The sequence below is a fragment of the Luteimonas notoginsengisoli genome (assembly GCF_042648885.1).
Lineage (GTDB): Bacteria > Pseudomonadota > Gammaproteobacteria > Xanthomonadales > Xanthomonadaceae > Luteimonas > Luteimonas notoginsengisoli.
In genome coordinates this window covers 197,069-218,025 of the sequence record NZ_JBHRYF010000009.1, presented here as the reverse complement: position 1 = coordinate 218,025, position 20,957 = coordinate 197,069, and the positions used below count along the sequence as shown (strand labels likewise).

Genomic DNA, 20,957 nt, shown 5'->3' with positions numbered 1-20,957 from the left:
CCGGGTGCATGCTAGATTGCCGCGGCATGGAAACCCTGAAGCTGCGCCTCGCCGACGACGACCGATCCGAGCTCACGCTCGGCGTTGGCGTGCACGCCGTGGGGCCGATTGACGGGCGCGATGGCCGGCTCGGCCTGATCGAAGATGCGCAGGCCGCGCGGGTCCGGTTCTGCGTCGACCGTCGTGGCGTCTGGCTGACGGTCGCCGATGGCGCGCGCGGCGTGCACGTGAACGGGCGCGAGGTCCAGCGCATGGCGATGCTGCGCGTCGGTGACGCGGTCTACGTCGATGGCGTGGAGATGCGGGTGGTCGGCGGCGAACCGCCGGAACTGCCCGGCGCGGCGCTGAACGAGGCCGCGTCCGACGCCACCGGCGATCCGCGCGTGGTGCTGCGCGGCGTCGGCGGGCAGTACCACGGCCGCAGCTTCACGCTCGAGCATCCGCGCCTGGTGGGGCGCAGCAGCGAAGCGGACATCCGCATCGACGATCCGACATTCGCCGACCGCCACGCGCGCCTGGACCTGGTGGGCGACCGCATCATCCTGCGCGACTTGGGATCGGCCGAAGGCACGATGGTCAACGGCGAACCGATGCGCGACGCACTGCTCAGGCCGGGCGACCAGGTGGTATTCGATGCGCACCACCGCTTCGTGGTCGAGGCGCCGATGCGCGGCAGAAGCGCGCGCGAGGACATGCAGGAAAGTCAGGTCGACATCGACGCCGGGCACGGGCAGGCGCTTCCCGCGCAGCCGGCCTCGCCCTGGCGGCTGCCGTGGCTGCTGCTGGCGGCGCTGGTGATCGCTGGGCTGCTGGCGCTGCTGCTGCTGTTCGGCAGCGGCTGAAAACGGCTGCGGGCGCCCTCACGCGACGTGCGTGGCGCTGGTCCGCCGTTTCGCCAGCCATTTCCACGCTCGCCAACCGAGCAGCGTCGCCAGGATCGCGGCATACAGCGCGGGCTCTCGGATGTCGGACTTCACCAGCCACCAGAAATGCAGTACCGCCAGCACGCCGGCGGCGTAGACGAGTTTGTGCAACCGGCCCCAGTTGCGACCCAGCCGGCGGATCCAGCCCTGGGTCGAGGTGATCGCCAGCGGAAGCAGCAGCAGCCAGGCCGCGAAACCCACGGTGATGTAGGGGCGCTTGGCGATCTCCTCGAAGATCTGGGTCCAGTAACCGCGCAGGTCCAGGACCAGGTAGGCCGACAGATGCAGGCAGGCGTACGCGAATGCATAGAGTCCCAGCATGCGCCGAAAGCGCAGCAGCACCGGCTTTGCGGTGAGTTGGCGCAGCGGGGTGATCGCCAGCGTCAGCATCAGCAGGCGCAGCGCCCACAGGCCGAGCCGATGCTCGATTTCCGCTACCGGATCGGCGCCGAGCGCGTCGTTGTTGGTGCTGTAGACGTCCCAGAACTGCCACGCGAGGATCGCCAGCGGCGTGAGCGCCAGCAGGTGGACGATGGTCTTGGCCGCGATGATGCGGGGCGGCGTCTTGCGTGGTGGCATGAATCAGGCTCGCGCGGGTGCTTGCAGGAGTGGGTTCAGCTGCGAGCTTTTGCCCTGGCCCCTCCCCCCGCAACGGCAGGGGGAGGTTGGGAGGGGGTGGCCCCGGTTCCGGTTGATCCTGACGGAACCCCTCCCCAACCCTCCCCTGCCTTCGCAGGGGAGGGGGAAAAGCCTTCGGCTTCCGCCTCGCCTGCACGCGCAGGGCGGCCCCTTGGTGTTCAGAACCACTTCTTCAGATCCAACCCCGCGTACATCGAAGCCACCTGCGCGCCATAGCCGTTGTAGATGCGCGTGGGGATGCGTTCGGCGAACAGCTTGCTGGCCTTGCCGGCGATCCGCCGCTCGGTCTTCTGGCTCCAGCGCGGATGGTCGACGTTCGGATTGACGTTGCTGAAGAAGCCGTATTCCGAAGGCTGCAGGTCGTGCCACGCGGTCTCGGGCATCTTCTCGACGAAACTGATCTCCACGATCGACTTGAGTCCCTTGAAGCCGTACTTCCACGGCACCACCAGCCGCAGCGGCGCGCCGTTTTGCTGCGGCAGGGGCTTGCCGTACAGGCCGGTGGCCAGCAGGGTCAGCGGGTGCATGGCCTCGTCCATGCGCAGGCCTTCGCGATAGGGCCAGTTGATCGAGCGGTAGCGCACGCCGGGCATCTGCCTGGGGTCGGCAAGCGAAGTGAAGGCCACGTACTTCGCCTTCGATGTGGGCTCGAACCTCTTCAGCACCTCGCCCAGCGGCACGCCAAGCCACGGGATCACCATCGACCAGCCCTCGACGCAGCGCATGCGGTACACGCGCTCTTCCGGCTTGAGCCCCTTGAGCAGGTCGTCCAGCGACACCGTGCCGGGCTTCGCGCACTCGCCGCCGACCGCCACGGACCACGGACGGGTGCGCAGCGTCTTCGCCGCGTTCGACGGGTCGTCCTTGCGGGTACCGAATTCGTAGAAGTTGTTGTAGGTGGTGACGTCGCCGAAGCCGGTCAGTTCCTCGTCGGTGCGGAAGCCCGAGCGGGCCTGCGCCGCGGTGATGGCGGTCTTCGGCGGCGGGGGCGGTTCAGCCTCGGCGCAACCGTTGAGAGCGAGCGCGGGCGCGGCGGCGAAGGCGGCCAGCAGGCGCCGGCGCTCGCGGTGGACCGATTCATCAGTGATCGCGGACGACGGGATCCGCAGGGCGTCTCGCAGGGACATCGGTGGCTCCGGTGGCGCGGGAATTCAGTGCAGACGCCGGAACCCGCAGGAAATTCCGGCGCCGATTCGTGTTGCGCTGCGGCATACTTGGGCCGAGCGGGGCGGGCGGTTCGAGCCTAGCACCGCGGGCGTACGCCCGATGCGCAGCCCGGGCGGGTGTTCACCAGGACAACAGGAAACTGTCGATGTCGCGTGCCTACAACTTCGCCGCCGGTCCCGCCGCGCTTCCCGAACCGGTCCTGCGCCAGGCGCAGGCCGAACTGCTCGAATGGAACGGCGCGCGCGCTTCGATTGCCGAGATCAGCCACCGCAGCCCCGAGTTCATGCAGGTGGCGGCCGAGGCCGAAGCCGACCTGCGCACGCTGCTGTCGGTTCCGGACGACTATGCGGTGCTGTTCCTGCCCGGCGGCGCGACCACGCAGCAGGCGCTGATCGCACTCAACTTCGCCGCGTGCGGGCAGACGGCCGACTACGTGGTGAGCGGCCACTGGGGCAAGGTCGCGGTGAAGCAGGCGCAGGCATACGTGGCCGCGAACGTCGCCGCCAGCGGCGAGGCGAACGGGTTCCGCGACATTCCCGCGGCCGCGCAGTGGCGGTTGTCGCCCGACGCGGCCTACGTGCACCTCACCGCCAACGAGACCATCCATGGTGTCGAGTTCCGTCCCGAATGGGGCGAGATTCCCGACACCGGCACTGTTCCGGTGTTCGCCGACTTCAGTTCCAGCATTGCCTCCGAACCGCTGGACGTGTCGCGCTACGGGCTGGTGTATGCCGGCGCGCAGAAGAACCTCGGGCCGGTCGGCGTCACCGTGGTGATCGTGCGCCGCGACCTGCTCGAACGGGCCGGCCAGCCGCGCGCGGAGATCTTCAACTACGCCGCGCACGCGAAGGCGGGCTCGATGCTCAACACGCCGCCCAGCTACAACTGGTACCTGGCCGGCCTGGTGTTCAAGTGGATGCTGGCCGAAGGCGGCGTCGAGGAATTCGCGCGCCGCAGCGCGGAGAAGGCGCGGTTGCTGTACGCGGCGATCGACGGTTCCGATGGCTTCTATCGCAACGAAGTCGCGGCAAGCGTGCGTTCGCGGATGAACGTGCCGTTCTTCCTGCACGACGAGGCGCTCACCTCGGCGTTCCTCGCGCAGGCCGATGAAGCCGGGCTGCTGGCCCTCAAGGGGCACCGGGTACTGGGCGGCATCCGTGCGTCGATCTACAACGCCATGCCGGTGGACGGGGTGCGGGCGCTGGTCGACTTCATGCAGGATTTCCGGACCAGGCAGGGCTGAACGCGGGAGGGGCGTGTCGGTGCGCCACGCTTTCCATCCGGCATCCATCGCGGCCATGGCCGCTCACACGGGGCAGCGAATCGATGAGTCCGCCACGCAAGATCACCAAGACCGGCGTTGGGAAGGACGCGACGAGCAGGCGCGCCAGCGCGGCGAAGGCTCCGGCGCCCCGCGCCGATGGCAGCGCGGCCAGGGCCGCGAAGGCTGCGAAGCCCGCCAAGGCTGCGAAGCTCGCCAAGACTGTGAAGCCGGCGCCTGACCTGCTCGCCGTGCGCGCGCAGATCGACGGCATCGATCGCGAGATCCAGGCATTGATCGCCGAACGCGCGCTGTTCGCGCACCAGGTGGGCAAGGCCAAGGGCAAGCTCGCCGCGGCCGTGGACTACTACCGGCCCGAGCGCGAGGCGCAGGTGCTGCGGCGGGTCGTGGACCGCAACGACGGCCCGCTGTCGGACGAGGTGCTGGTGCGGCTGTTCCGCGAAATCATGTCCGCGTGCCTGGCGCAGCAAGAGCCGCTGAAGATCGGCTATCTCGGCCCCGAGGGCACGTTCTCGCAGCAGGCGGTGCACAAGCAGTTCGGGCACTCGGCCAAAGGGCTGCCGCTGGAGAGCGTGGAGGAGGTGTTCGACGAGGTGGCCTCGGGCGCGGCGGACTTCGGCGTGGTGCCGGTGGAGAACTCGGGGCAGGGCACGATCCAGTCCACGCTCGACCTGTTCCTGACCTCGCCGCTGATGATCTGCGGCGAAGTCGAGCTGCGCGTGCAGCAGTACCTGATGTCGCGCACCGGCCACATCGAGGACATCGAGCGCGTCTATTCGCACGGGCTGTCACTGGCGCAGTGCCGCAACTGGCTGCGCAAGAACCTGCCCGGCGTGGACAAGCAGGCCGTCGCCAGCAACGCCGAGGCGGTGCGACGGGCGAAGAAGTCCGATGATGCCGCGGCCATCGCCGGCGAGAATGCCGCCCACGTCTACGGGATGAAGGTCGTGGCCGGTCCGATCGAGGACCGCAGCGACAACACCACCCGGTTCCTCGTCATCGGGCGCGCCTCGTTCCCGCCGTCGGGCAACGACCGGACTTCGCTGATGGTGTCGATCCGTGACCAGCCCGGTGCGCTGTACAAGATTCTCGAACCGCTCGCGCGGCGCGGGATCAGCATGAACCGGATCGAATCGCGGCCCGACCACGGCGCGCTGTGGCAGTACGCGTTCTTCATCGACGTGGGCGGCCATGCCGAGGAGTCGCCGCTGCTCGATGCGCTGGCCGAAATCGACCGCTACGCCGGCGACGTGCGCGTGCTGGGGTCGTATCCGTTGGCGGTGCCCTGATGCAGCCGCGGATCGGGAGGGCCAGCCATCCGGCTGCCGAGAGCGCGGCTGCGGAATCGGCAAAGGCGGGCGCGAGCTGGCCTGCGGGATTGGCCGCGCCCGCAGTGCGCTATCTGCAGCCCTACGACCCCGGCCATGACCTGGTCGCGTTGCGGCGGCGGTTTGCGGCGGGCGGACTGGTGGAGTTGGGTTCGAACGAAAATCCGTATGGTCCCGCCCCGCGCGCGCTTGCAGCCGCGGCGACGGCGCTGGCCGAACTGCATCGTTATCCCGACCCGCTCGGCGGTGACCTGAAGCGGGCGCTGGCGACGAAACACGGCGTCGACGCGTCACAGATCATCCTCGGCAACGGCTCGCACGAACTGCTGATGCAGCTGGCGCAGACGTTTGCCGGATCCGGCGTGGACGTGGTGATGTCGCAGTTCGGGTTCGCGGTGTACGCGATCGCCGCGCGCGCGGTGGGCGCGAACCTGCGCGTTGCGCCAGCCCTGCCGCCCGAAGCCCGCATGCCGCGTGGGCATGACCTCGACGCCATCGCCGCGGCGATCACTCCCGCCACGCGGCTGGTGTACCTGGCCAACCCCAACAATCCAACCGGCACCTGGTTCGCCGCCGACGCCTTCGCCGCGTTCCTCGCCCGCATGCCCGGCGACACGCTGGTCGTGGTCGACGAAGCCTACGCCGAGACCGCCGATGCGCCGGACTTCGCTTCGGCCCTGTCACTGCTGCCCGCGCATCGCAACCTCGTGGTCACCCGGACCTTCAGCAAGGCTTACGCGCTGGCGGGCCTGCGCGTCGGCTATGCGATCGCCCATGCCGACGTCATCGGCGTGCTTGAGCGCCTGCGCGAAAGCTTCAACGTCAACGGCGTCGCGCTTGCGGCCGCCGAGGCCGCGCTGGGCGACGACGACTGGCTGCGCGAAACGCTGGCAGCCAACGCAGCACAGCGCGACACCCTGGCCGCAGCGCTGCGCGAACGCGGCTGGCCGGTATCGCCGTCGCAGACCAATTTCCTGCTGGTCGAATTCGGCGAGCACGTGGCGCGGGTCGATCAAGCGTTGCTCGAACGCGGCGTCGTGCTGCGGCCGATGGGGGGCTATGGCCTGCCGCGGTGCTCGCGGATCAGCGTCGGCAACGCGGCGCAGAACCGGGCGCTGCTGGCGGCGCTGGACGAGCTTGCTTCGGATAGCGTCCTTTTCTCCACGGATGGGCAGGTATGAGCGCGGATCAGCCCGATGTTTCCCGGGCGCCTTTCCACAGGCGTCCCGCCGCGTCGTTTCCGCGAATGCGTGATGCCGGATGCCGCACAGCGCTTCATCGAACTGCCCACTCGAAGCCTGTCCGTCTGAGTCCACGGCCGACCGGATCTCCCGGAGGCGCGCGATGACTTCTCCGCGACGCCTCGACTGGATCGCCTCGCCAGGCACGCCGCTGCAGGGTGAGATCGACGTCCCCGGCGACAAGTCCATTTCCCATCGCGCGGTGATGCTGGCGGCGCTGGCCGACGGCACCTCGCACGTCGACGGCTTCCTCGAAGGCGCGGATACGCGCGCCACCGCCGCGATCTTCGCGCAGCTGGGCGTGCGCATCGAGGCGCCTTCACCGTCGCGGCGGATCGTCCATGGCGTCGGCGTCGATGGCCTGCGCGCGCCGGCAGGCGTGCTCGACTGCGGAAACGCGGGCACTGGCATGCGCCTGCTCTCGGGATTGCTCGCCGGGCAGGCATTCGACAGCGTGCTGGCCGGGGACGCGTCGCTCTCGCGTCGGCCGATGGGCCGCGTGATCGAGCCGCTCTCGCGCATGGGCGCGCAGATCGAAGCCCACGACGGCGGCCTGCCGCCGCTGCGGATCCATGGCGGACGCAGGCTGCGCGGCATCGAGTTCGATTCGCCCGTGGCGAGCGCGCAGGTGAAGTCCGCGGTGCTGCTCGCCGGCCTGTACGCCGCGGGCGAAACGTCCGTGCGCGAGCCGCGCCCGACCCGCGACTACACCGAGCGGATGCTGTCGGCGTTCGGCGTCGACATCGATTTCTCTCCGGGCTTCGCGCGGCTGCGCGGTGGCCAGCGTCTGCGGTCGACTGCGATCGAAGTGCCCGCGGATTTCTCCTCGGCCGCGTTCCTCATTGTCGCCGCAACGCTGGTCCCGGGCTCGGAGCTGCGGCTGCGGGCGGTGGGGCTCAATCCGCGTCGCACCGGCCTGCTGGCCGCGCTGCGTGCGATGGGCGCGGACATCAGCGAGGAGCGCCACGCAAGCCACGGCGGGGAACCGGTCGCGGACCTGGTAGTGCGCCACGCGCCGCTGCGTGGTATTGCGGTGCCCGAACCCCTGGTGGCGGACATGATCGACGAGTTCCCGATCCTTGCCGTCGCCGCGGCCTGCGCCGAAGGCTCGACGGTGGTCAGTGGCGCCGCCGAGTTGCGGGTCAAGGAGTCGGACAGGATCGAGGCGATGGCAAGCGGGCTGCGCGCGCTGGGCATCGGTGTCCGGACGCGACCCGACGGCGTGCTGATCGAGGGCGGCAGGCTTGCCGGCGGCGCTGTCGACAGCCTGGGCGACCACCGCATCGCGATGGCGTTCGCGGTGGCCGGGCAGCTGGCGCGCGGCGAGGTGGCAATCACGGACGTCGCCAACGTCGCCACATCGTTTCCCGGCTTCGATGCGCTTGCCCGGCAGGCCGGCTTGGGCTTGCGCTCGGCATGACGATGGGGCCAGGTCGGCCCCGCAGGGCTATTGCTCGTCGTCGAGCTTGTAGTCGACCGGCACCTGCACGCTGGACGCCACGGTCCGGCCGTTCCTGATCGCGGGGTTGAACTTCCATCGGCGCACTTCGTTCATTGCTGCGCGATCGAGGATGCGCGACCCGCTGCGGCTGACGATTTCCACGTCACTGGCGTTGCCCAGTTCGTCGACCTGCGCCCTGACCACCACCGTGCCTTCTTCGCGGGCACGGAACGCTTCGGGCGGGTAGCTCGGCCTGGGCTGGTTGAGCAGGGCGGCGTCGCGGTCGCGCGGCTGGGTGCGCGCGGTCTTCTTCGGTGCCTGGGCCTTCGCTTTCGCGTCCCTGGGCGTGTCCTCGGCCGGGGAGCTTGGGGCGGGCGTCATGGCGTCGCTGGTAGCGGCCGGCGGGGTGAGGTCGGTGATCGGCTCCTGGCCCGCGTTGCGGTTGTAGAAGTACCAGGCAAACGCGATCAATGCGATCAGCAGGAGGATCCAGATCAGCGGGCTGCTGCGCTTGCGCGCCGGCTCCGGCGACGGGTCGACGGGGCGGGTGTTCATGGGATCCGACATCGGGGTGTACTCGCGTATTCAGACGCGGCGAGCGTTCCACAGTCGAGGTTGACGCCGCGTCACGGCTTCCATCGCATTCAGGAGCGCGTCATCTGCCCGGTTCGAAGGAGATCGGCACCTGGACCTGGCCGCTGACCGGCTGGCCTGCGCGCATGGCCGGGCGGAACCGCCACTTGCGCACCGCGTCCGAAGCGGCACGGTCCAGATAGCGGGAACCGCTGCCGCGTACCAGGTCGACTGCATACGGCACGCCATCGGCGCCGACGTGGACGCGCAACAGGACCTCGCCCGATTCCCGGCGGCGCATGGCTGCGCGCGGGTAGGCCGGCGGCGGACTGGAGACGGCCACCGGCGGCGTATCGCCGACGCCGGCGCCCGGGGGCGACACCGAGGCGGACGGGGGTGCAGGTGCAGCGGGCGCAGGCCTGGGGGCAGGGGCGGTTTCGACGATGCGAGCCGACGGTGTCGCGTCCGCGTCCGCGTCCGCGTCCGCGTCGGGCGCCGGTTGCGGTTGGGCAATGCCGGTGTCGCCGCCGTCGGGCTGCGGCAGCGGTTCGAACTCGCTTCCCACGACGCTCTGGTGGCTGGTGTCGGCGCGATAGTAATCATCGGAGCCGCGCTGGTCCGCCCAGATCAGCAGGAACAACCCCACGCCGAGCGCGAACGCGATGGCGACGTACAGCCATGCGCGCCGGGACAGTCCGAGCACGGTGGCACGACGGGCGGGCGGTGGCGGGCTTGCGGGTGAGGGCATTCGACGCACCGAATCTGGAGGCTGGCCGCATTCTGGCATAGCGCCGCAGCGGCATTCCGCGGCGTGACACGCGATAATTGCGCTTTCCGCCGTCCGGACCACGCCTGCCATGCTCGACCCCAGCCTGTTGCGCCACGACCCCGCCGCCCTCGCCGAACAGCTGCGCGCCGCGCGCAGTTTCGAGCTCGACGCCGGCGCGGTGGAGCGGCTGGAAGCGGCACGCAAGCGAATCCAGGTGCGCACCCAGGAGTTGCAGAACCTGCGCAACACGCGCAGCAAGGCGATCGGCCAGGCCAAGGCCAGGGGCGAGGACGTTGGCCCGCTGCTGGCCGAGGTGGCCGGGTTCGGCGAGGAGCTCAAGGCTTCGGAAGCCGAACTCGAGGCGATCCGCGGCGACCTCGAAGCCATCGTCCTGGGCATCCCGAACCTGCCCGACGACTCGGTACCGGTCGGCAGGGACGAGTCCGGGAACCTGGAGCAGTCCCGCTGGGGCACGCCGCGCAGCTTCGATTTCGCGGTCAGGGACCACGTCGAGCTCGGCGCCCGCAACGGCTGGCTCGATGGCGATGTGGCGGCCAAGCTGTCCGGGGCGCGCTTCACCGTGCTGCGTGGCCAGCTTGCACGCCTGCATCGCGCGCTGGCGCAGTTCATGCTCGACCTGCACACCGGCGTGCACGGCTACGAGGAAGCCAATGTGCCGCTGCTGGTCAACGCCGAATCGATGCGCGGAACCGGACAGCTGCCGAAGTTCGAGGATGACCTGTTCGCGACGGTGGTCGGCGAAGGCGATACCGCGTCCAGGCGCTATCTCATCCCGACCTCGGAAGTGCCGCTGACCAACGTGGTGCGCGACGAGATCGTCGACGCGTCGAAGCTGCCGCTGCGCATGGCCGCGCACTCGCTGTGCTTCCGCGCCGAAGCCGGCGCGTACGGCCGCGACACCCGCGGGATGATCCGCCAGCACCAGTTCGAGAAGGTCGAGCTGGTGTCGGTGACGCGACCGCAGGACAGCGACGCGGAGCACGAGCGCATGACCCGCTGCGCGGAAACGGTGCTGGAACAGCTCGGGCTGCCGTACCGCAGGATGCTGCTTTGCAGCGGCGACATGGGCTTCTCGGCGCGCAAGACCTGGGACCTGGAAGTCTGGCTGCCGTCGCAGGACACCTACCGCGAGATCTCGTCCTGCTCCAACTGCGGCGATTTCCAGGCGCGGCGCATGCAGGCCCGCTGGCGCAACCCGGACAGCGGCAAGCCCGAACTCGTGCACACGCTCAACGGATCGGGCGTGGCGGTCGGCCGCGCGCTGATCGCGGTGATGGAGAACTACCAGCAGGCTGACGGCTCGATCGAAGTGCCCGACGTGCTGCGCCCGTACATGGGCGGGGCGAAACAGATCGCCTGAGCACCGGCGCGGATCCGCGCAAGCGGATGGATTGCGGAGCCTTCTCGGTTGCGGAAGAGTCCGGCATCGCCGACCTCTGGCCATGGCGCCGTAGCGGGTTCTTCCGTTTGCGGAAGACGTCGCTTTGCGGCTGCCTGCCTCAGGCCGCCTTGGCCAGCGGTTCGCCGATCGCCGCATGGGCGGCGGCCATCGCATCGCTGCGGTGTTGGGGCGACATCGCGATGCCTTCGGCGCGGATGAATTCGACGCTGGTGATGCCCAGGAAGCCAAGCAGGAAGCGCAGGTAGGGCTCCTGGAAGTCGCTCGGGGCGCCTTCGTGCAGCCCGCCGCGGGCGCTGGCGACGATCACGCGCTTGCCTTTCGCCAGCCCCTCCGGGCCTTGGGCGGTGTAGCGGAAGGTCCGGCCCGCGACCGCAATCCGGTCGATCCACGCCTTGAGCGTCGAAGGAATCGAGAAGTTGTACATCGGCGCACCCAGCACCACGACGTCGGCGTCGAGGAACTGCTGCAACACGCGCTCGGATTCGACCGCGGCGGCGGCATCGTTGCCGGCCAGCGCCTGTCCGGTCAGGTGCGGCACGGGATCGGAATCCAGGTCGCGATACTCGGTCGAAAGGCCCGGGACCTGTGCCTGCCAGCGTGCGACGATGGCGGCACTGAGCTCGCGGGTGGCAGAGTTGGCGCCCAGGGCGCTCGAGTCGATGTGCAGCAGTTTCATGGCGGGGAATCCCGGATGCGGCGGCGCCGCGAAGTGGGAAGCCTAGTTTGTTGCACAATTGGGATAAACATGTTGGAATATCACTCAACGTTCTGAATATGGAACTACCGGCATGCAGGACCTCAACGACCTCTATTACTTTTCAGCCGTCGTCGACCACGGCGGGTTTGCCGCCGCCGAACGTGCGCTGGGCATCCCCAAGTCGCGGTTGAGCCGCCGTATCAGCCAACTCGAAACCGAGCTGGGCGTGCGCCTGCTACAGCGTTCCACGCGCCGGTTCGCCGTGACCGATGTCGGCCAGAGCGTGCACCGGCACGCACAGTCGATGCTCGCCGAGGCCCAGGCCGCTCGTGAGGTGGTTGACCGCCTGAGCGCCGAGCCGCGCGGCGTGGTGCGGGTCAGCATCCCTGTCGGGCTGGCGCAGCAGCAGATGCCAATGCTGCTGCCGGACTTCCTCGCCAAGTACCCGCAGGTGCGGGTGCAGATGCATGTCAGCAACCGCCGGGTTGACGTCATCAACGAAGGCTTCGACGTCGCCGTCCGCGTGCGCTCGAAATTCGACGATGACGGCAGCCTGGTGATGCGCACGTTCGGCCAGATCCAGGAGCTCCTGGTAGCCAGTCCGGCCTACCTCGACCGCGCCGGCCGGCCGACCGACCCGGAGCAGCTGCGCAACCACGTCACCCTGACCATGAGCGAGGACGAGGTGCGCCAGCGCTGGGAACTCCAGGCCGCGGACGGCGAGGTGCGGCGCATCGATCTCAAGCCGCGCGTGTCGGGGTTCGACTTCCCGATGTTGATGGCGCTGGCGCGTCAGGGCTTGGGCATCACCATGTTGCCGGAGACCCTGTGCGCGGAGGCGGTGCGCAAGGGCGAGCTGGAAGTGGTGCTGCCCGAATGGAGCCTGCCGCAGGGCATCGCGCACGCGGTGTTCGCGTCGCGGCGCGGGCTGCTGCCGGCGGTGCGGGTGTTCATCGATTTCCTTGCCGAGCGGCTGCCGGCGCTGATCGAGGAATCGCGCCTGGACTGCCAGAACTGCGAACGCAAGCAGGCCGGGCAGGGCGCCGCGGCCGACGGCGGTCCTCGAGCCAAGGCCAACGCGCGCGCAGTGGCGCATGCGACAATCCGCTGACCCGGACGCGCGATTGCGCGTCCACTCCGCGCTTCGGAGAGATGGCCGAGCGGTTTAAGGCACCGGTCTTGAAAACCGGCGAAGGGTCAAACCTTCCGTGGGTTCGAATCCCACTCTCTCCGCCAACGCGCAACCGGAATGGGTCCCGGTAGAGCGACATTCCATCGCGCTGCCTCGTTGCGGATCGATCGGGACGCTTTCAGGAACCTTCGCGTGTTCTTCCGGCGGATGCCGTTCGCGCCGGTCGCTCGTCGGTGGCTGATTGCCCGATGCGCAGGATCGCCCCGCGCCGACCGCCTTTAGCCGTCGACGCGCCTGGAAAGGGTCTGCAGGATCTCGCCCAGGCGATAGGGTTTGGCGATGAAGTGCACGTCCTGCGGCAATCCCTCGATCCAGCCTTCCGCATGCCCGGAGGCCAGCACGATCTTGAGCTCGGGCCGCAGGCTGGCCGCCCGCTTCGCCAGGTCCACGCCGGACAGCCCGGGCATGACGACATCGGAAAACAGGATGTCGATGCTGGCGTCGTTGTGGATCCTTTCCAGCGCTTCCTCGCCGTTGGTCGCAGTGACCACCGCGTAGCCTTCGTCTGCCAGCGCCTCGGAAACGACTTCGAGGATGGGTTTGTCGTCGTCGACCATGAGGATCTTGACCGGCGTCTCGCCGCCTGCCGGCCCGGCCGAGGGATTGACTGGAAACGACAGGATCACGTTGGTTCCCTTGCCTTCCTCGCTTTCGATGGTCACGGTGCCGCCCAGGTGCGAAACAGTGCCATACACCTGGCTCAACCCCAGGCCGCTCCCCTTGCCGACTTCCTTGGTGGTGAAGAATGGATCCATCGCCTTGCTCAGGACATCGGGCGACATGCCGGTGCCGTTGTCACGCACGCTGATGACGACGCTCTGGGCCCCGCCCGGCGCGGTCCGGAGCCTCGAATTGACGTCGATGCGCCCGCCTTCGGGCAGGGCGTCGCGCGCGTTGATCACCAGGTTGAGCAGGGCCGCATCGAACTGCGAAGCCTCGAGCGACACCTGCGGCAGGTTGGGCTCAAGGTCGAACCCGAATTCGATGGTGGCGTCGCAGGCGCGATGCAGCATGGGTTTGCTGGCGATGATGACGGCATTCACGTCCTGCACCTTGGTGCGCGTCAGGTCGCCGCGCGAGAACGCCAGCAGCTGCCTGGTCAGCAGCGCGCCGCGATCGGCCGCGCGCTGGGCGATGCTGGCCGAACGCGCGATCTTCGCGACGTCGCCGTCGCAGGCGACGATGCGGTCCATCGAGTTGGTGATGACCGTCAGGATGTTGTTGAAATCGTGCGCCAGGCCGAGCGTGAGCCGGCCGATCGCTTCGGCCTTCTGCGACTGCATGAAGGCATCCTGCGCCTTCTGGATGGCCAGGGTCGCTTCGCGCCGCTCGGAGATGTCACGAGTGACCTTGGCGAAGCCGATCAGCTCGTCGCCCTCCCGGATCGGATCGATCACCACGCTGGCCCAGAACCGGGTGCCGTCCTTGCGCATCCGCCAGCCTTCGTGCTCGTACCTACCCTCGGTCGCGGCCGTATGCAACGCCCGTGCAGGCTCCCGTCTGTCGTTGTCCTCGGGGGTGTAGAACATCGAGAAGTGGCGCCCCAGCACCTCTTGCGCGGCATACCCCTTGATGCGTTCGCCACCGGTGTTCCAGCTCGCGATCGTGCCGTCCGGTTCCAGCAGGTAGATCGCGTAATCCACGACGCCATGGATCAGGATCTGCAACTGTTGCGCCTCGCCCAGCGTCGATACCGAATCGCGCGCCATTCACTGCCCCCTTGCTCGCATGCCAAGCCGCGGGACGCTAGCAACGCGCGGACTAGGAAAGTGTGAAGGCCGGCCGGTGCAACCGGCCCTGGGGAAAGCGGCTGCCCCGCTGGGCGCCCGGGCGTGGCGCCTGTCAGGGATTCCCGACGGGATGTCGCGACGAACCGCGCTTGTCCGGGCCGCCCGCGACGCTTAGTCTGGATCGCATCCGCTGGGGAGCGGCAAGGAGAGGGCAATGACGATACGGACATTCCTGGTCGACGACCACGCGCTGGTGCGCACGGGCATCCGCATGATCCTGTCGGGCACCGTGGACATCGACGTGGTCGGTGAAGCCGAATCCGGCGAAGCGGCCCTGCCGCAGATCCGCAGCCTGCGGCCGGACGTGGTGGTGTGCGACATGCACCTGCCCGGCATCAGCGGGCTGGAGGTGACTGAGCGTTTGATGAAGGGCGACTACGGCACGCGTGTGGTGATCGTGTCGGTGCTCGAGGACGGCCCCATCCCCAAGCGGGTGATCGCGGCCGGCGCATCGGCCTACGTCGGCAAGGGCGGTAATCCGATCGAGCTGGTGAACGCGGTGCGCGAAGCGGCGCAGGGCAAGCGCTATCTCGCCAGCGGCATCGCGCAGAACCTTGCGCTTTCCAGCCTCGACGGCGCCGGCGGCACGCCGTTCGACGGCTTGTCGCGGCGCGAACTCGAGGTGGCGATGCTGCTCCTGCAGGGCCTGCGCCAGGAAGACATCGCCAGACGCCTGAGCCTGAGCGCGAAGACGGTCAATACGCACAAGTCACGGCTGTTCGTGAAGCTGGGGATCGACGACGGCATGTCGCTGGCGCGGATGGCGCAGCAGTACGGCCTCAGCGATCCGGCGCACGCCATCGCGGTGTAGGAATGTCGCGGGCTGGTGCGCGGGCGCGAGAGGGGCCCCATGGAAAGCACGGCGCGGCAGGCACGCCCATGAGGGCTGGCGACGGGTGCCATGGTCGGCGGATCGTCGGCTTCACCCGGTCGCCGAGGTTCGATAAAGGCAATCGCGCACGCGCCCTTCAACGCCAGATCTTTGCCCAAGGGCGGACATGTGCCTGTGTCGGGAGCGAAGGGTCGGGTGGGGTGGACTCCCCTGGAACTCGAAGACGCCAGCCTTGCGGGTATCGTCACGGCTGGATTGAAATCACGCGCCAGCCGGCGCGCAAGGCAATCGTCAGCCCGGGGCGGCGATCCGCCCCGGGCCGATCTTGTTCAGGTGCTGTGCGAACGCGCCTTGTCTTCCGGGTCCTCGGCGCTGTCCTGCCCGGTCGGCTTCGCCGCGGTGGTCGTGTCGTCCTGGAGCGGCGCACGCTGTTCGGGCTCCGCGGCGAGCGGAGCGTCGAACAGGCCGGGCGCGCGGTCGTCCTGACCGGTCGCCATCGGGGCGATCGGCGTCGACGTGGCGACGGGCTCGGGTTCGGACACCACCGCCGGCGGCGGCACGAGCGCTGTTTGCACGATCGCGGCAGCCGGCTGCGAGACGGAAGGCGCATCGATGGCGACGTCGGCTTCGGTTGCGGCGGCCTGCGGCGACAGCGTGGCGGCCTCGGCGAGATCGGCGTTGCCGTGCAGGATCTCCGCTACCGGCTCGAGCGGTTCCCCGCTTTCGCCCGGGACCGCGATTTCGGCGGCATCGGCCATTTCGGACTCCGATGAGGTCGCCTCCGGCATCGCCTCGGCCGGAATCGCAGCGGACTGGGCCGCGGGTTCCCGCGGCTCCGGCTGCGAAGCTTCGCGGGCCGACTGGACCACCGCGTCGGTCGACTCGCGCGTTTCGATCGCGGGCGCCGCTTCTGCATCTTGCGTCGTGTCGGTGGCGACCGTGGCGGTGGCCTGCGATGCCTCGGCGGTCGGTTGGCCCGGTGTCTTCACGTCATCGTCGAAGTCGAACTCGGGCTGCGAGCGATCCGCAGCGCGGGTGTTGTCCTCGCCCGCCATCTGGTCCTCGTCGCCCGGCAGCGCGGCAGCCGCATCGCCATTGCCGCGACGACGACGGCGACCGCCGCGGCGTCCACGGCGGCGGCGACCCGTGCCGTCGCCTTCCTCGGTCTTGGCGTCGTTCGACTCAGAGTGTTCGGTGGCCTGCACGCCGGCCTCCATCGCGGTGTCCTGCTCCGGAGCCGCTAGCGCTTCCGCCGCGATCGGCGCAACGATTGCGGCACTGGCGGTGGCTGCACCCGCAGCGGCACCAGCACCCGCCTGCGCGGTCTGGGCAGCGGGATTCGCCTTCTCGATCTTTTCGACCGCTGCCGCGTCCTGTGCCGTGTCGCTGCGCTGCTCGTCGGGGCGGTTGCGGCCTTGGCCCTGCTGCCTCGGCTGGTTCTGCTTCGGCTGCTTCTGCCGGGTGGCCGCGGGCTTGTTCCGGGCTGCCTTGGGCTGGCCTTCCTGTTGGGCCGGCTGGCGCTGGCCGTCGCCGCGGGCGTCGTCGCGGCGCGGGCGGTCGCGATCACGTCCCTGTCCCTGTCCCTGTCCCTGCTTGCCGCCACGACCGTCGCGGCGCTGGCCGCCGCGGTCGTTGCGTTCGCCCTGCGGACGATCGCGCCCGGCCGGGGCGGGTCCCGTGGACGCGTCACCGGCGAACAGGCTCTTCAGCCAGCCGATCACGCCACCGCTGCTCGCAGCTGGCGCCACCGGCGCGGGCGCCTGTCGCGCCACGACCGGTTCGGGCACCGGGTCGGGGCGCGGCTCGCGCAGCGGCGCGGGCTGGGCCGGGCGCACGTTGGTCACTGCGGCCGGTGGCGGAACGTTGAGGTTGGCCTTGGTGAGGGCGATGGTGGCCGCCTTGCGCGGCGTGCCGCGACGGTAGCTGGGCTTGCTGCTTTCCTCGCCAAGCTCGTTCTCGCGCAGGCGCGTGACTTCATAGTGCGGCGTGTGTAGCTGCTCGTCGGCGACGATGACGATCGGCGCCTCGTGGCGCTGCTCGATTTCGCGCAAGGCGCTGCGCTTCTCGTTGAGCAGGTAATTGGCAATGTCGACCGGAGCCTGCACCAGGACCTGCCCGGTATTCTCCTTCATCGCGTGCTCTTCGGCGACGCGGACGATCGACAGCGACAGCGATTCGATGCTGCGCATGCGGCCGTGGCCTTCGCAGCGCGGGCAGACGATCTGGCTGGACTCTCCCAGGCTGGCGCGCAGGCGCTGGCGCGACAGCTCCAGCAGCCCGAAGCGCGAGATGCGGCCGAGCTGGACGCGTGCGCGGTCGAACTTCAGCGCGTTCTGCAGCTTGTTCTCGACGTCGCGCTGGTGCTTGTTGCTCGACATGTCGATGAAGTCGATCACCACCAGGCCACCAAGGTCGCGGATGCGCATCTGGCGGGCCACTTCCTCGGCCGCTTCCAGATTGGTGTTGAACGCGGTCTCCTCGATGTCGCCGCCCTTGGTGGCGCGCGCCGAGTTGACGTCGATCGCGGTCAGCGCTTCGGTCTGGTCGATCACCAGCGCGCCGCCCGACGGCAGGCGCACGGTGCGCTCATAGGCGCTCTCGATCTGCGATTCGATCTGGTAGCGGTTGAACAGCGGCGTGTCGTCGGTGTAGTGCTTCAGTTTGCGCAGGTTGTGCGGCATCGTCTGGGCGACGAATTCCTGGGCTTCGGCGTACATCTCCGGGGTGTCGACCAGGATCTCGCCAATGTCGGCGCGCATGTAGTCGCGCAGCGCACGGATGATCAGGCGCGATTCCTGGTAGATCAGGAACGGCGACGGCTTGGTCAGCGCCGCTTCGGCGACCGCTTTCCAGACGCTCAGCAGGTAGTCGAGGTCCCACTGCAGTTCCTCTGCGTCGCGGCCGACGCCGGCGGTGCGGATGATCACCCCCATGTCGTCGGGGATCTCCAGCGCATCCATCGCCTTCTTCAGCTCGGCGCGGTCATCGCCCTCGATCCGGCGCGAGACGCCGCCGGCGGTGGGCGAGTTGGGCATCAGCACCATGTAGCGGCCGGCCAGCGAGATGAACGTGGTCAGGGCGGCGCCCTTGTTGCCGCGTTCGTCCTTGTCGACCTGGACCACCACTTCCTGGCCTTCGCGCAGCAGTTCCTTCAGCCCGGCCTTGTTGTGGTCGACGCCGGCCTGGAAGTAGTCGCGGGAGATTTCCTTCAGCGGCAGGAAGCCGTGGCGCTCGCCGCCGTATTCGACGAATGCGGCCTCGAGCGAGGGTTCGAGCCGGGTGATGCGGCCCTTGTAGATGTTGGACTTCTTCTGTTCCTTCGACGGCTGCTCGATATCGATGTCGTAGAGCGCTTGTCCGTCGACGATGGCCACGCGCAGTTCTTCAGCCTGCGTCGCGTTGATCAGCATGCGTTTCATGGTCGTTCCTTGCGCGCTTTCCCTGCCGCAAGCGGCAGGCGCGCGGAACGCCGGGGCGTTTCGCCTGGAGACTTCGTGCCGGCGGCCGCGCATGCGCAGCCTTCGGCCTGGTTTTCCAGCGCTACGACACCACGGCGGACCGCGGGAGCGCTTGTTCTGTTCGAATGTGTTGCGGGACCGGCGGCGGCTTCGGGCCTGCATGGGCAGGACCTGGGCGCCGCACGGGACATGTTCAGCCACCGGCCTCTGACAAGCCGGGCGGGACGCGGAGCCGATGGCCGTCGCTGGTAACATCAATGCCCCGGGGGCAGTGGTGTCGCGCGGACCTATCCGCCGGGAGGTGGGCTTTCGGCCCGAATCGCCATCTGCCGGAACCCGGCATGTGGCAGCAACTCCCCGCGAAATCAGAACCTTACCTCGCGTCGCGAGTGTATCAGACCAAGAGAGCCGATGGCCCATTCAGATTCCCCGGCGACGCCCGGCGCGGCGCGGGCCGGCGCGGCCGGAGGCGTTCGCCTGGTACGAGTCCCCGAAGACCGCGCCGGCCAGCGCCTGGACAACTTCCTGCTGGGCCAGCTCAAGGGCGCGCCCAAGTCGCTGGTCTACAAGATCGTGCGCAGTGGCCAGGTTCGCGTGAACGGGGGCAGGGCCAAGGCCGACACCCGACTCGAAGGCGGCGACGAAGTCCGTATCCCGCCGGTGCGTCTCGCCGAACCGGGCGAAAAGGGCGTGCCGGCCAGGGGGCTGCTCGAGGCGATGGAGGCGAGCATCGTGTTCGAGGACGCGCGGCTGCTGGCGATCAGCAAACCCTCCGGGGTCGCCAGCCACGGCGGCAGCGGGATCAGCTTCGGCGTGATCGAAACCCTGCGCGCGCTGCGGCCGCAGCAGTCGCTGGAGCTGGTGCACCGGCTGGACCGCGACACCTCGGGCTTGATGGTGGTGGCCAAGAAGCGATCGGCGCTGAGCGAACTGCAGGCGCTGATGCGCGAGGATGGCGCGGGCCTGCGCAAGCGCTACCTCGCGCTGCTGGCCGGGCGCATGCCCGACGGCGTGATGAGCGTCGACGCCCCGCTGCACGTCGGCCTGCGCCAGGGCGGCGAGCGCCACGTCCAGGTCAACGACGCCGGCAAGGCATCGATGAGCCATTTCCGCGTGCTCGAGCGCCGCGGCGGGCATTCGTATTGCGAGGTGCGCATCGAAACCGGCCGCACCCACCAGATCCGCGTGCATGCGCAGCACATCGGCCATCCGGTCGCCGGCGACGACAAGTACGGCGATCCGGGCGTCAACCGGCGCCTGCGCGAACAGATCGGACTCAAGCGGCTGTTCCTGCACGCGGCTTCGATGGAATTCACCCTCGACGCCGGGCGTGCGCCGTACGTGCTCAACGCGCCGCTGGCGTCCGAACTGATCGCGGCGCTGGATCGCCTCGGGGGTTAGGGAAACACCGCGGCAGACGCCCAACTGGCCCCGGCACCAGGCAACGACGGGCTGCGCCGATGGACTCGTCCGCGCACGGCGGCCGTCAGGGTGCGAGTCGCTTTGCCGCTTTCTTCAGATCCGCGAGCAGTTGCGCACGCGCCGCATCCCGATCCGGCGAACGCATCCGCAGGATCGCCGACGGGTGCCAGGTCGCCAGGGCGCGGGTCCGCCCGCCAATCGGCCGCTACCGGCCGCGTTCGACAGTGACGCGGAACCCGCTGCCGAACAGCGTCTGGGCTGCCATTGCGCCCAGGGCCACGACCACCTCGGGGCGCAAGCGGTCCAGTTCGGCAGCCAGCCATGGGCGGCACGCCGCCTGCTCCGACGCCGGAGCCCGCTTGTGCAGGCGCACCTTGCCGCGCCGTTCGAACTTGAAGTGCTTCACGGTGTTGGTGAGATACACCGTGGCGACGTCGATCCGGGCCTCGTCCAGCAGCTCGCGCAGCAGGATGCCGGCCGGGCGGACGAAGGGCAGGCCTTCGAGGTCTTCCTGGTTGCCGGGCTGTTCACCGACCAGCAGCATGCGCGCCGCTGCCGGCCCGACGCCGGACACCGTCTGCGTAGCCGGGCGCCACAAGGGGCAGCGGCGACAGTGTCGGGCCTCGCGACGCAGGGTCGCCAACCGGCGTGTCGGAGTTTCGTCCACTGGCTTGGCCAGCCTTGGTTCGTCGTCGCGGGAGCGGTTGGCAGCCATTGCACAAAACTCAGCGCTGCGGCGTTACCCACCGGTGAAGCGCCAAGGCGGGCTGCTGGTCAACC

Annotated in this window: 16 protein-coding genes, 1 tRNA gene and 2 pseudogenes; 10 read left to right on the top strand and 9 right to left on the bottom strand. The window is 69.1% G+C overall.

Going from position 1 to position 20,957, the window contains the following annotated elements:
- The first annotated feature begins 26 nt into the window (after nt 1–26).
- Entirely contained in the window at nt 27–842 is an 816-nt protein-coding gene (locus tag ACFOM9_RS13085; protein WP_386711581.1) for an FHA domain-containing protein, read from the top strand.
- A gap of 18 nt (nt 843–860) precedes the next feature.
- Here ACFOM9_RS13085 and msrQ read toward each other — a convergent pair whose 3' ends face one another.
- Both msrQ and msrP read right to left on the bottom strand, forming a co-directional pair.
- On the bottom strand, nt 861–1,502 hold the full coding sequence (gene msrQ, locus ACFOM9_RS13080; protein ID WP_386711578.1) for a protein-methionine-sulfoxide reductase heme-binding subunit MsrQ: 642 nt from the start codon (nt 1,500–1,502) through the stop codon (nt 861–863).
- 218 nt (nt 1,503–1,720) lie between these two features.
- Nucleotides 1,721–2,689 carry a protein-methionine-sulfoxide reductase catalytic subunit MsrP gene (gene msrP, locus ACFOM9_RS13075; RefSeq protein ID WP_386711575.1) on the bottom strand — a complete coding sequence of 323 codons (969 nt, stop codon included), beginning with the start codon at nt 2,687–2,689 and terminating at the stop codon, nt 1,721–1,723.
- Between the two features lie 185 nt (nt 2,690–2,874).
- On the opposite strand from msrP, the gene serC reads away from it, so the two are divergent.
- From serC to aroA, 4 genes are all read left to right on the top strand, one after another.
- Nucleotides 2,875–3,972: a 3-phosphoserine/phosphohydroxythreonine transaminase gene (gene serC / locus ACFOM9_RS13070; protein ID WP_386711573.1), complete on the top strand. Its 1,098-nt coding sequence runs from the start codon at nt 2,875–2,877 to the stop codon at nt 3,970–3,972.
- An 83-nt stretch (nt 3,973–4,055) separates the two neighbouring features.
- Entirely contained in the window at nt 4,056–5,300 is a 1,245-nt protein-coding gene (gene pheA, locus ACFOM9_RS13065) for a prephenate dehydratase (protein WP_386711570.1), read from the top strand.
- An 89-nt stretch (nt 5,301–5,389) separates the two neighbouring features.
- Nucleotides 5,390–6,520, top strand: a complete 1,131-nt coding sequence (gene hisC, locus ACFOM9_RS13060; RefSeq protein ID WP_386711567.1) for a histidinol-phosphate transaminase — start codon at nt 5,390–5,392, stop codon at nt 6,518–6,520.
- Nucleotides 6,521–6,683: 163 nt separating this feature from the next.
- Nucleotides 6,684–8,000 (top strand): 3-phosphoshikimate 1-carboxyvinyltransferase, encoded by a 1,317-nt coding sequence (gene aroA / locus ACFOM9_RS13055; RefSeq protein WP_386711564.1) that lies wholly within the window; start codon nt 6,684–6,686, stop codon nt 7,998–8,000.
- A 27-nt stretch (nt 8,001–8,027) separates the two neighbouring features.
- On the opposite strand, the gene ACFOM9_RS13050 is transcribed toward aroA, so the two are convergent.
- The gene (locus tag ACFOM9_RS13050; RefSeq protein ID WP_386711561.1) at nt 8,028–8,576 is read right to left on the bottom strand and encodes an energy transducer TonB; all 549 of its coding nucleotides are present in this window, start codon (nt 8,574–8,576) and stop codon (nt 8,028–8,030) included.
- A 100-nt stretch (nt 8,577–8,676) separates the two neighbouring features.
- Nucleotides 8,677–9,342 (bottom strand): energy transducer TonB, encoded by a 666-nt coding sequence (locus tag ACFOM9_RS13045; protein ID WP_386711558.1) that lies wholly within the window; start codon nt 9,340–9,342, stop codon nt 8,677–8,679.
- A 109-nt stretch (nt 9,343–9,451) separates the two neighbouring features.
- Here ACFOM9_RS13045 and serS point away from each other — a divergent pair, with 109 nt between their 5' ends.
- The gene (gene serS, locus ACFOM9_RS13040; RefSeq protein WP_386711556.1) at nt 9,452–10,744 is read left to right on the top strand and encodes a serine--tRNA ligase; all 1,293 of its coding nucleotides are present in this window, start codon (nt 9,452–9,454) and stop codon (nt 10,742–10,744) included.
- 139 nt (nt 10,745–10,883) lie between these two features.
- Here the strand turns inward: serS and ACFOM9_RS13035 are convergent, their stop codons facing one another.
- Nucleotides 10,884–11,462, bottom strand: coding sequence for an FMN-dependent NADH-azoreductase (locus ACFOM9_RS13035; RefSeq protein ID WP_386711553.1), 579 nt, complete (start codon nt 11,460–11,462; stop codon nt 10,884–10,886).
- Between the two features lie 112 nt (nt 11,463–11,574).
- On the opposite strand from ACFOM9_RS13035, the gene ACFOM9_RS13030 reads away from it, so the two are divergent.
- Complete coding sequence (locus tag ACFOM9_RS13030; protein ID WP_386711549.1) at nt 11,575–12,594, top strand: LysR family transcriptional regulator; 1,020 nt, start codon at nt 11,575–11,577, stop codon at nt 12,592–12,594.
- 35 nt (nt 12,595–12,629) lie between these two features.
- Nucleotides 12,630–12,719 (top strand) — tRNA-Ser (locus ACFOM9_RS13025).
- A gap of 174 nt (nt 12,720–12,893) precedes the next feature.
- Here the strand turns inward: ACFOM9_RS13025 and ACFOM9_RS13020 are convergent.
- A pseudogene (locus tag ACFOM9_RS13020) lies at nt 12,894–13,226 on the bottom strand (response regulator); the annotation flags it as partial.
- A 57-nt stretch (nt 13,227–13,283) separates the two neighbouring features.
- Nucleotides 13,284–14,384, bottom strand: a pseudogene (locus tag ACFOM9_RS13015) (ATP-binding protein); the annotation flags it as partial.
- A gap of 235 nt (nt 14,385–14,619) precedes the next feature.
- On the opposite strand from ACFOM9_RS13015, the gene ACFOM9_RS13010 reads away from it, so the two are divergent.
- Nucleotides 14,620–15,276, top strand: a complete 657-nt coding sequence (locus tag ACFOM9_RS13010) for a response regulator (protein WP_386711546.1) — start codon at nt 14,620–14,622, stop codon at nt 15,274–15,276.
- A 350-nt stretch (nt 15,277–15,626) separates the two neighbouring features.
- Here ACFOM9_RS13010 and ACFOM9_RS13005 read toward each other — a convergent pair whose 3' ends face one another.
- Nucleotides 15,627–18,716, bottom strand: coding sequence for an Rne/Rng family ribonuclease (locus ACFOM9_RS13005; RefSeq protein WP_386711543.1), 3,090 nt, complete (start codon nt 18,714–18,716; stop codon nt 15,627–15,629).
- Nucleotides 18,717–19,166: 450 nt separating this feature from the next.
- Between ACFOM9_RS13005 and ACFOM9_RS13000 the strand changes: the two genes are divergently transcribed.
- Entirely contained in the window at nt 19,167–20,156 is a 990-nt protein-coding gene (locus tag ACFOM9_RS13000) for an RluA family pseudouridine synthase (RefSeq protein ID WP_386711540.1), read from the top strand.
- 226 nt (nt 20,157–20,382) lie between these two features.
- Here the strand turns inward: ACFOM9_RS13000 and ACFOM9_RS12995 are convergent, their stop codons facing one another.
- Nucleotides 20,383–20,892 (bottom strand): UdgX family uracil-DNA binding protein, encoded by a 510-nt coding sequence (locus ACFOM9_RS12995; protein ID WP_386711537.1) that lies wholly within the window; start codon nt 20,890–20,892, stop codon nt 20,383–20,385.
- Nucleotides 20,893–20,957: the final 65 nt, after the last annotated feature.

Excerpts from the sequence above, each read along its gene's own strand:
- ACFOM9_RS13085 (WP_386711581.1), top strand. The coding sequence starts at position 27 with ATGGAAACCCTGAAGCTGCGCCTCGCCGACGACGACCGATCCGAGCTC.
- msrQ (WP_386711578.1), bottom strand. The coding sequence starts at position 1,502 with ATGCCACCACGCAAGACGCCGCCCCGCATCATCGCGGCCAAGACCATC.
- msrP (WP_386711575.1), bottom strand. The coding sequence starts at position 2,689 with ATGTCCCTGCGAGACGCCCTGCGGATCCCGTCGTCCGCGATCACTGAT.
- serC (WP_386711573.1), top strand. The coding sequence starts at position 2,875 with ATGTCGCGTGCCTACAACTTCGCCGCCGGTCCCGCCGCGCTTCCCGAA.
- pheA (WP_386711570.1), top strand. The coding sequence starts at position 4,056 with ATGAGTCCGCCACGCAAGATCACCAAGACCGGCGTTGGGAAGGACGCG.
- aroA (WP_386711564.1), top strand. The coding sequence starts at position 6,684 with ATGACTTCTCCGCGACGCCTCGACTGGATCGCCTCGCCAGGCACGCCG.
- ACFOM9_RS13050 (WP_386711561.1), bottom strand. The coding sequence starts at position 8,576 with ATGAACACCCGCCCCGTCGACCCGTCGCCGGAGCCGGCGCGCAAGCGC.
- ACFOM9_RS13045 (WP_386711558.1), bottom strand. The coding sequence starts at position 9,342 with ATGCCCTCACCCGCAAGCCCGCCACCGCCCGCCCGTCGTGCCACCGTG.
- serS (WP_386711556.1), top strand. The coding sequence starts at position 9,452 with ATGCTCGACCCCAGCCTGTTGCGCCACGACCCCGCCGCCCTCGCCGAA.
- ACFOM9_RS13035 (WP_386711553.1), bottom strand. The coding sequence starts at position 11,462 with ATGAAACTGCTGCACATCGACTCGAGCGCCCTGGGCGCCAACTCTGCC.
- ACFOM9_RS13030 (WP_386711549.1), top strand. The coding sequence starts at position 11,575 with ATGCAGGACCTCAACGACCTCTATTACTTTTCAGCCGTCGTCGACCAC.
- ACFOM9_RS13010 (WP_386711546.1), top strand. The coding sequence starts at position 14,620 with ATGACGATACGGACATTCCTGGTCGACGACCACGCGCTGGTGCGCACG.
- ACFOM9_RS13005 (WP_386711543.1), bottom strand. The coding sequence starts at position 18,716 with ATGAAACGCATGCTGATCAACGCGACGCAGGCTGAAGAACTGCGCGTG.
- ACFOM9_RS13000 (WP_386711540.1), top strand. The coding sequence starts at position 19,167 with ATGGCCCATTCAGATTCCCCGGCGACGCCCGGCGCGGCGCGGGCCGGC.
- ACFOM9_RS12995 (WP_386711537.1), bottom strand. The coding sequence starts at position 20,892 with ATGGCTGCCAACCGCTCCCGCGACGACGAACCAAGGCTGGCCAAGCCA.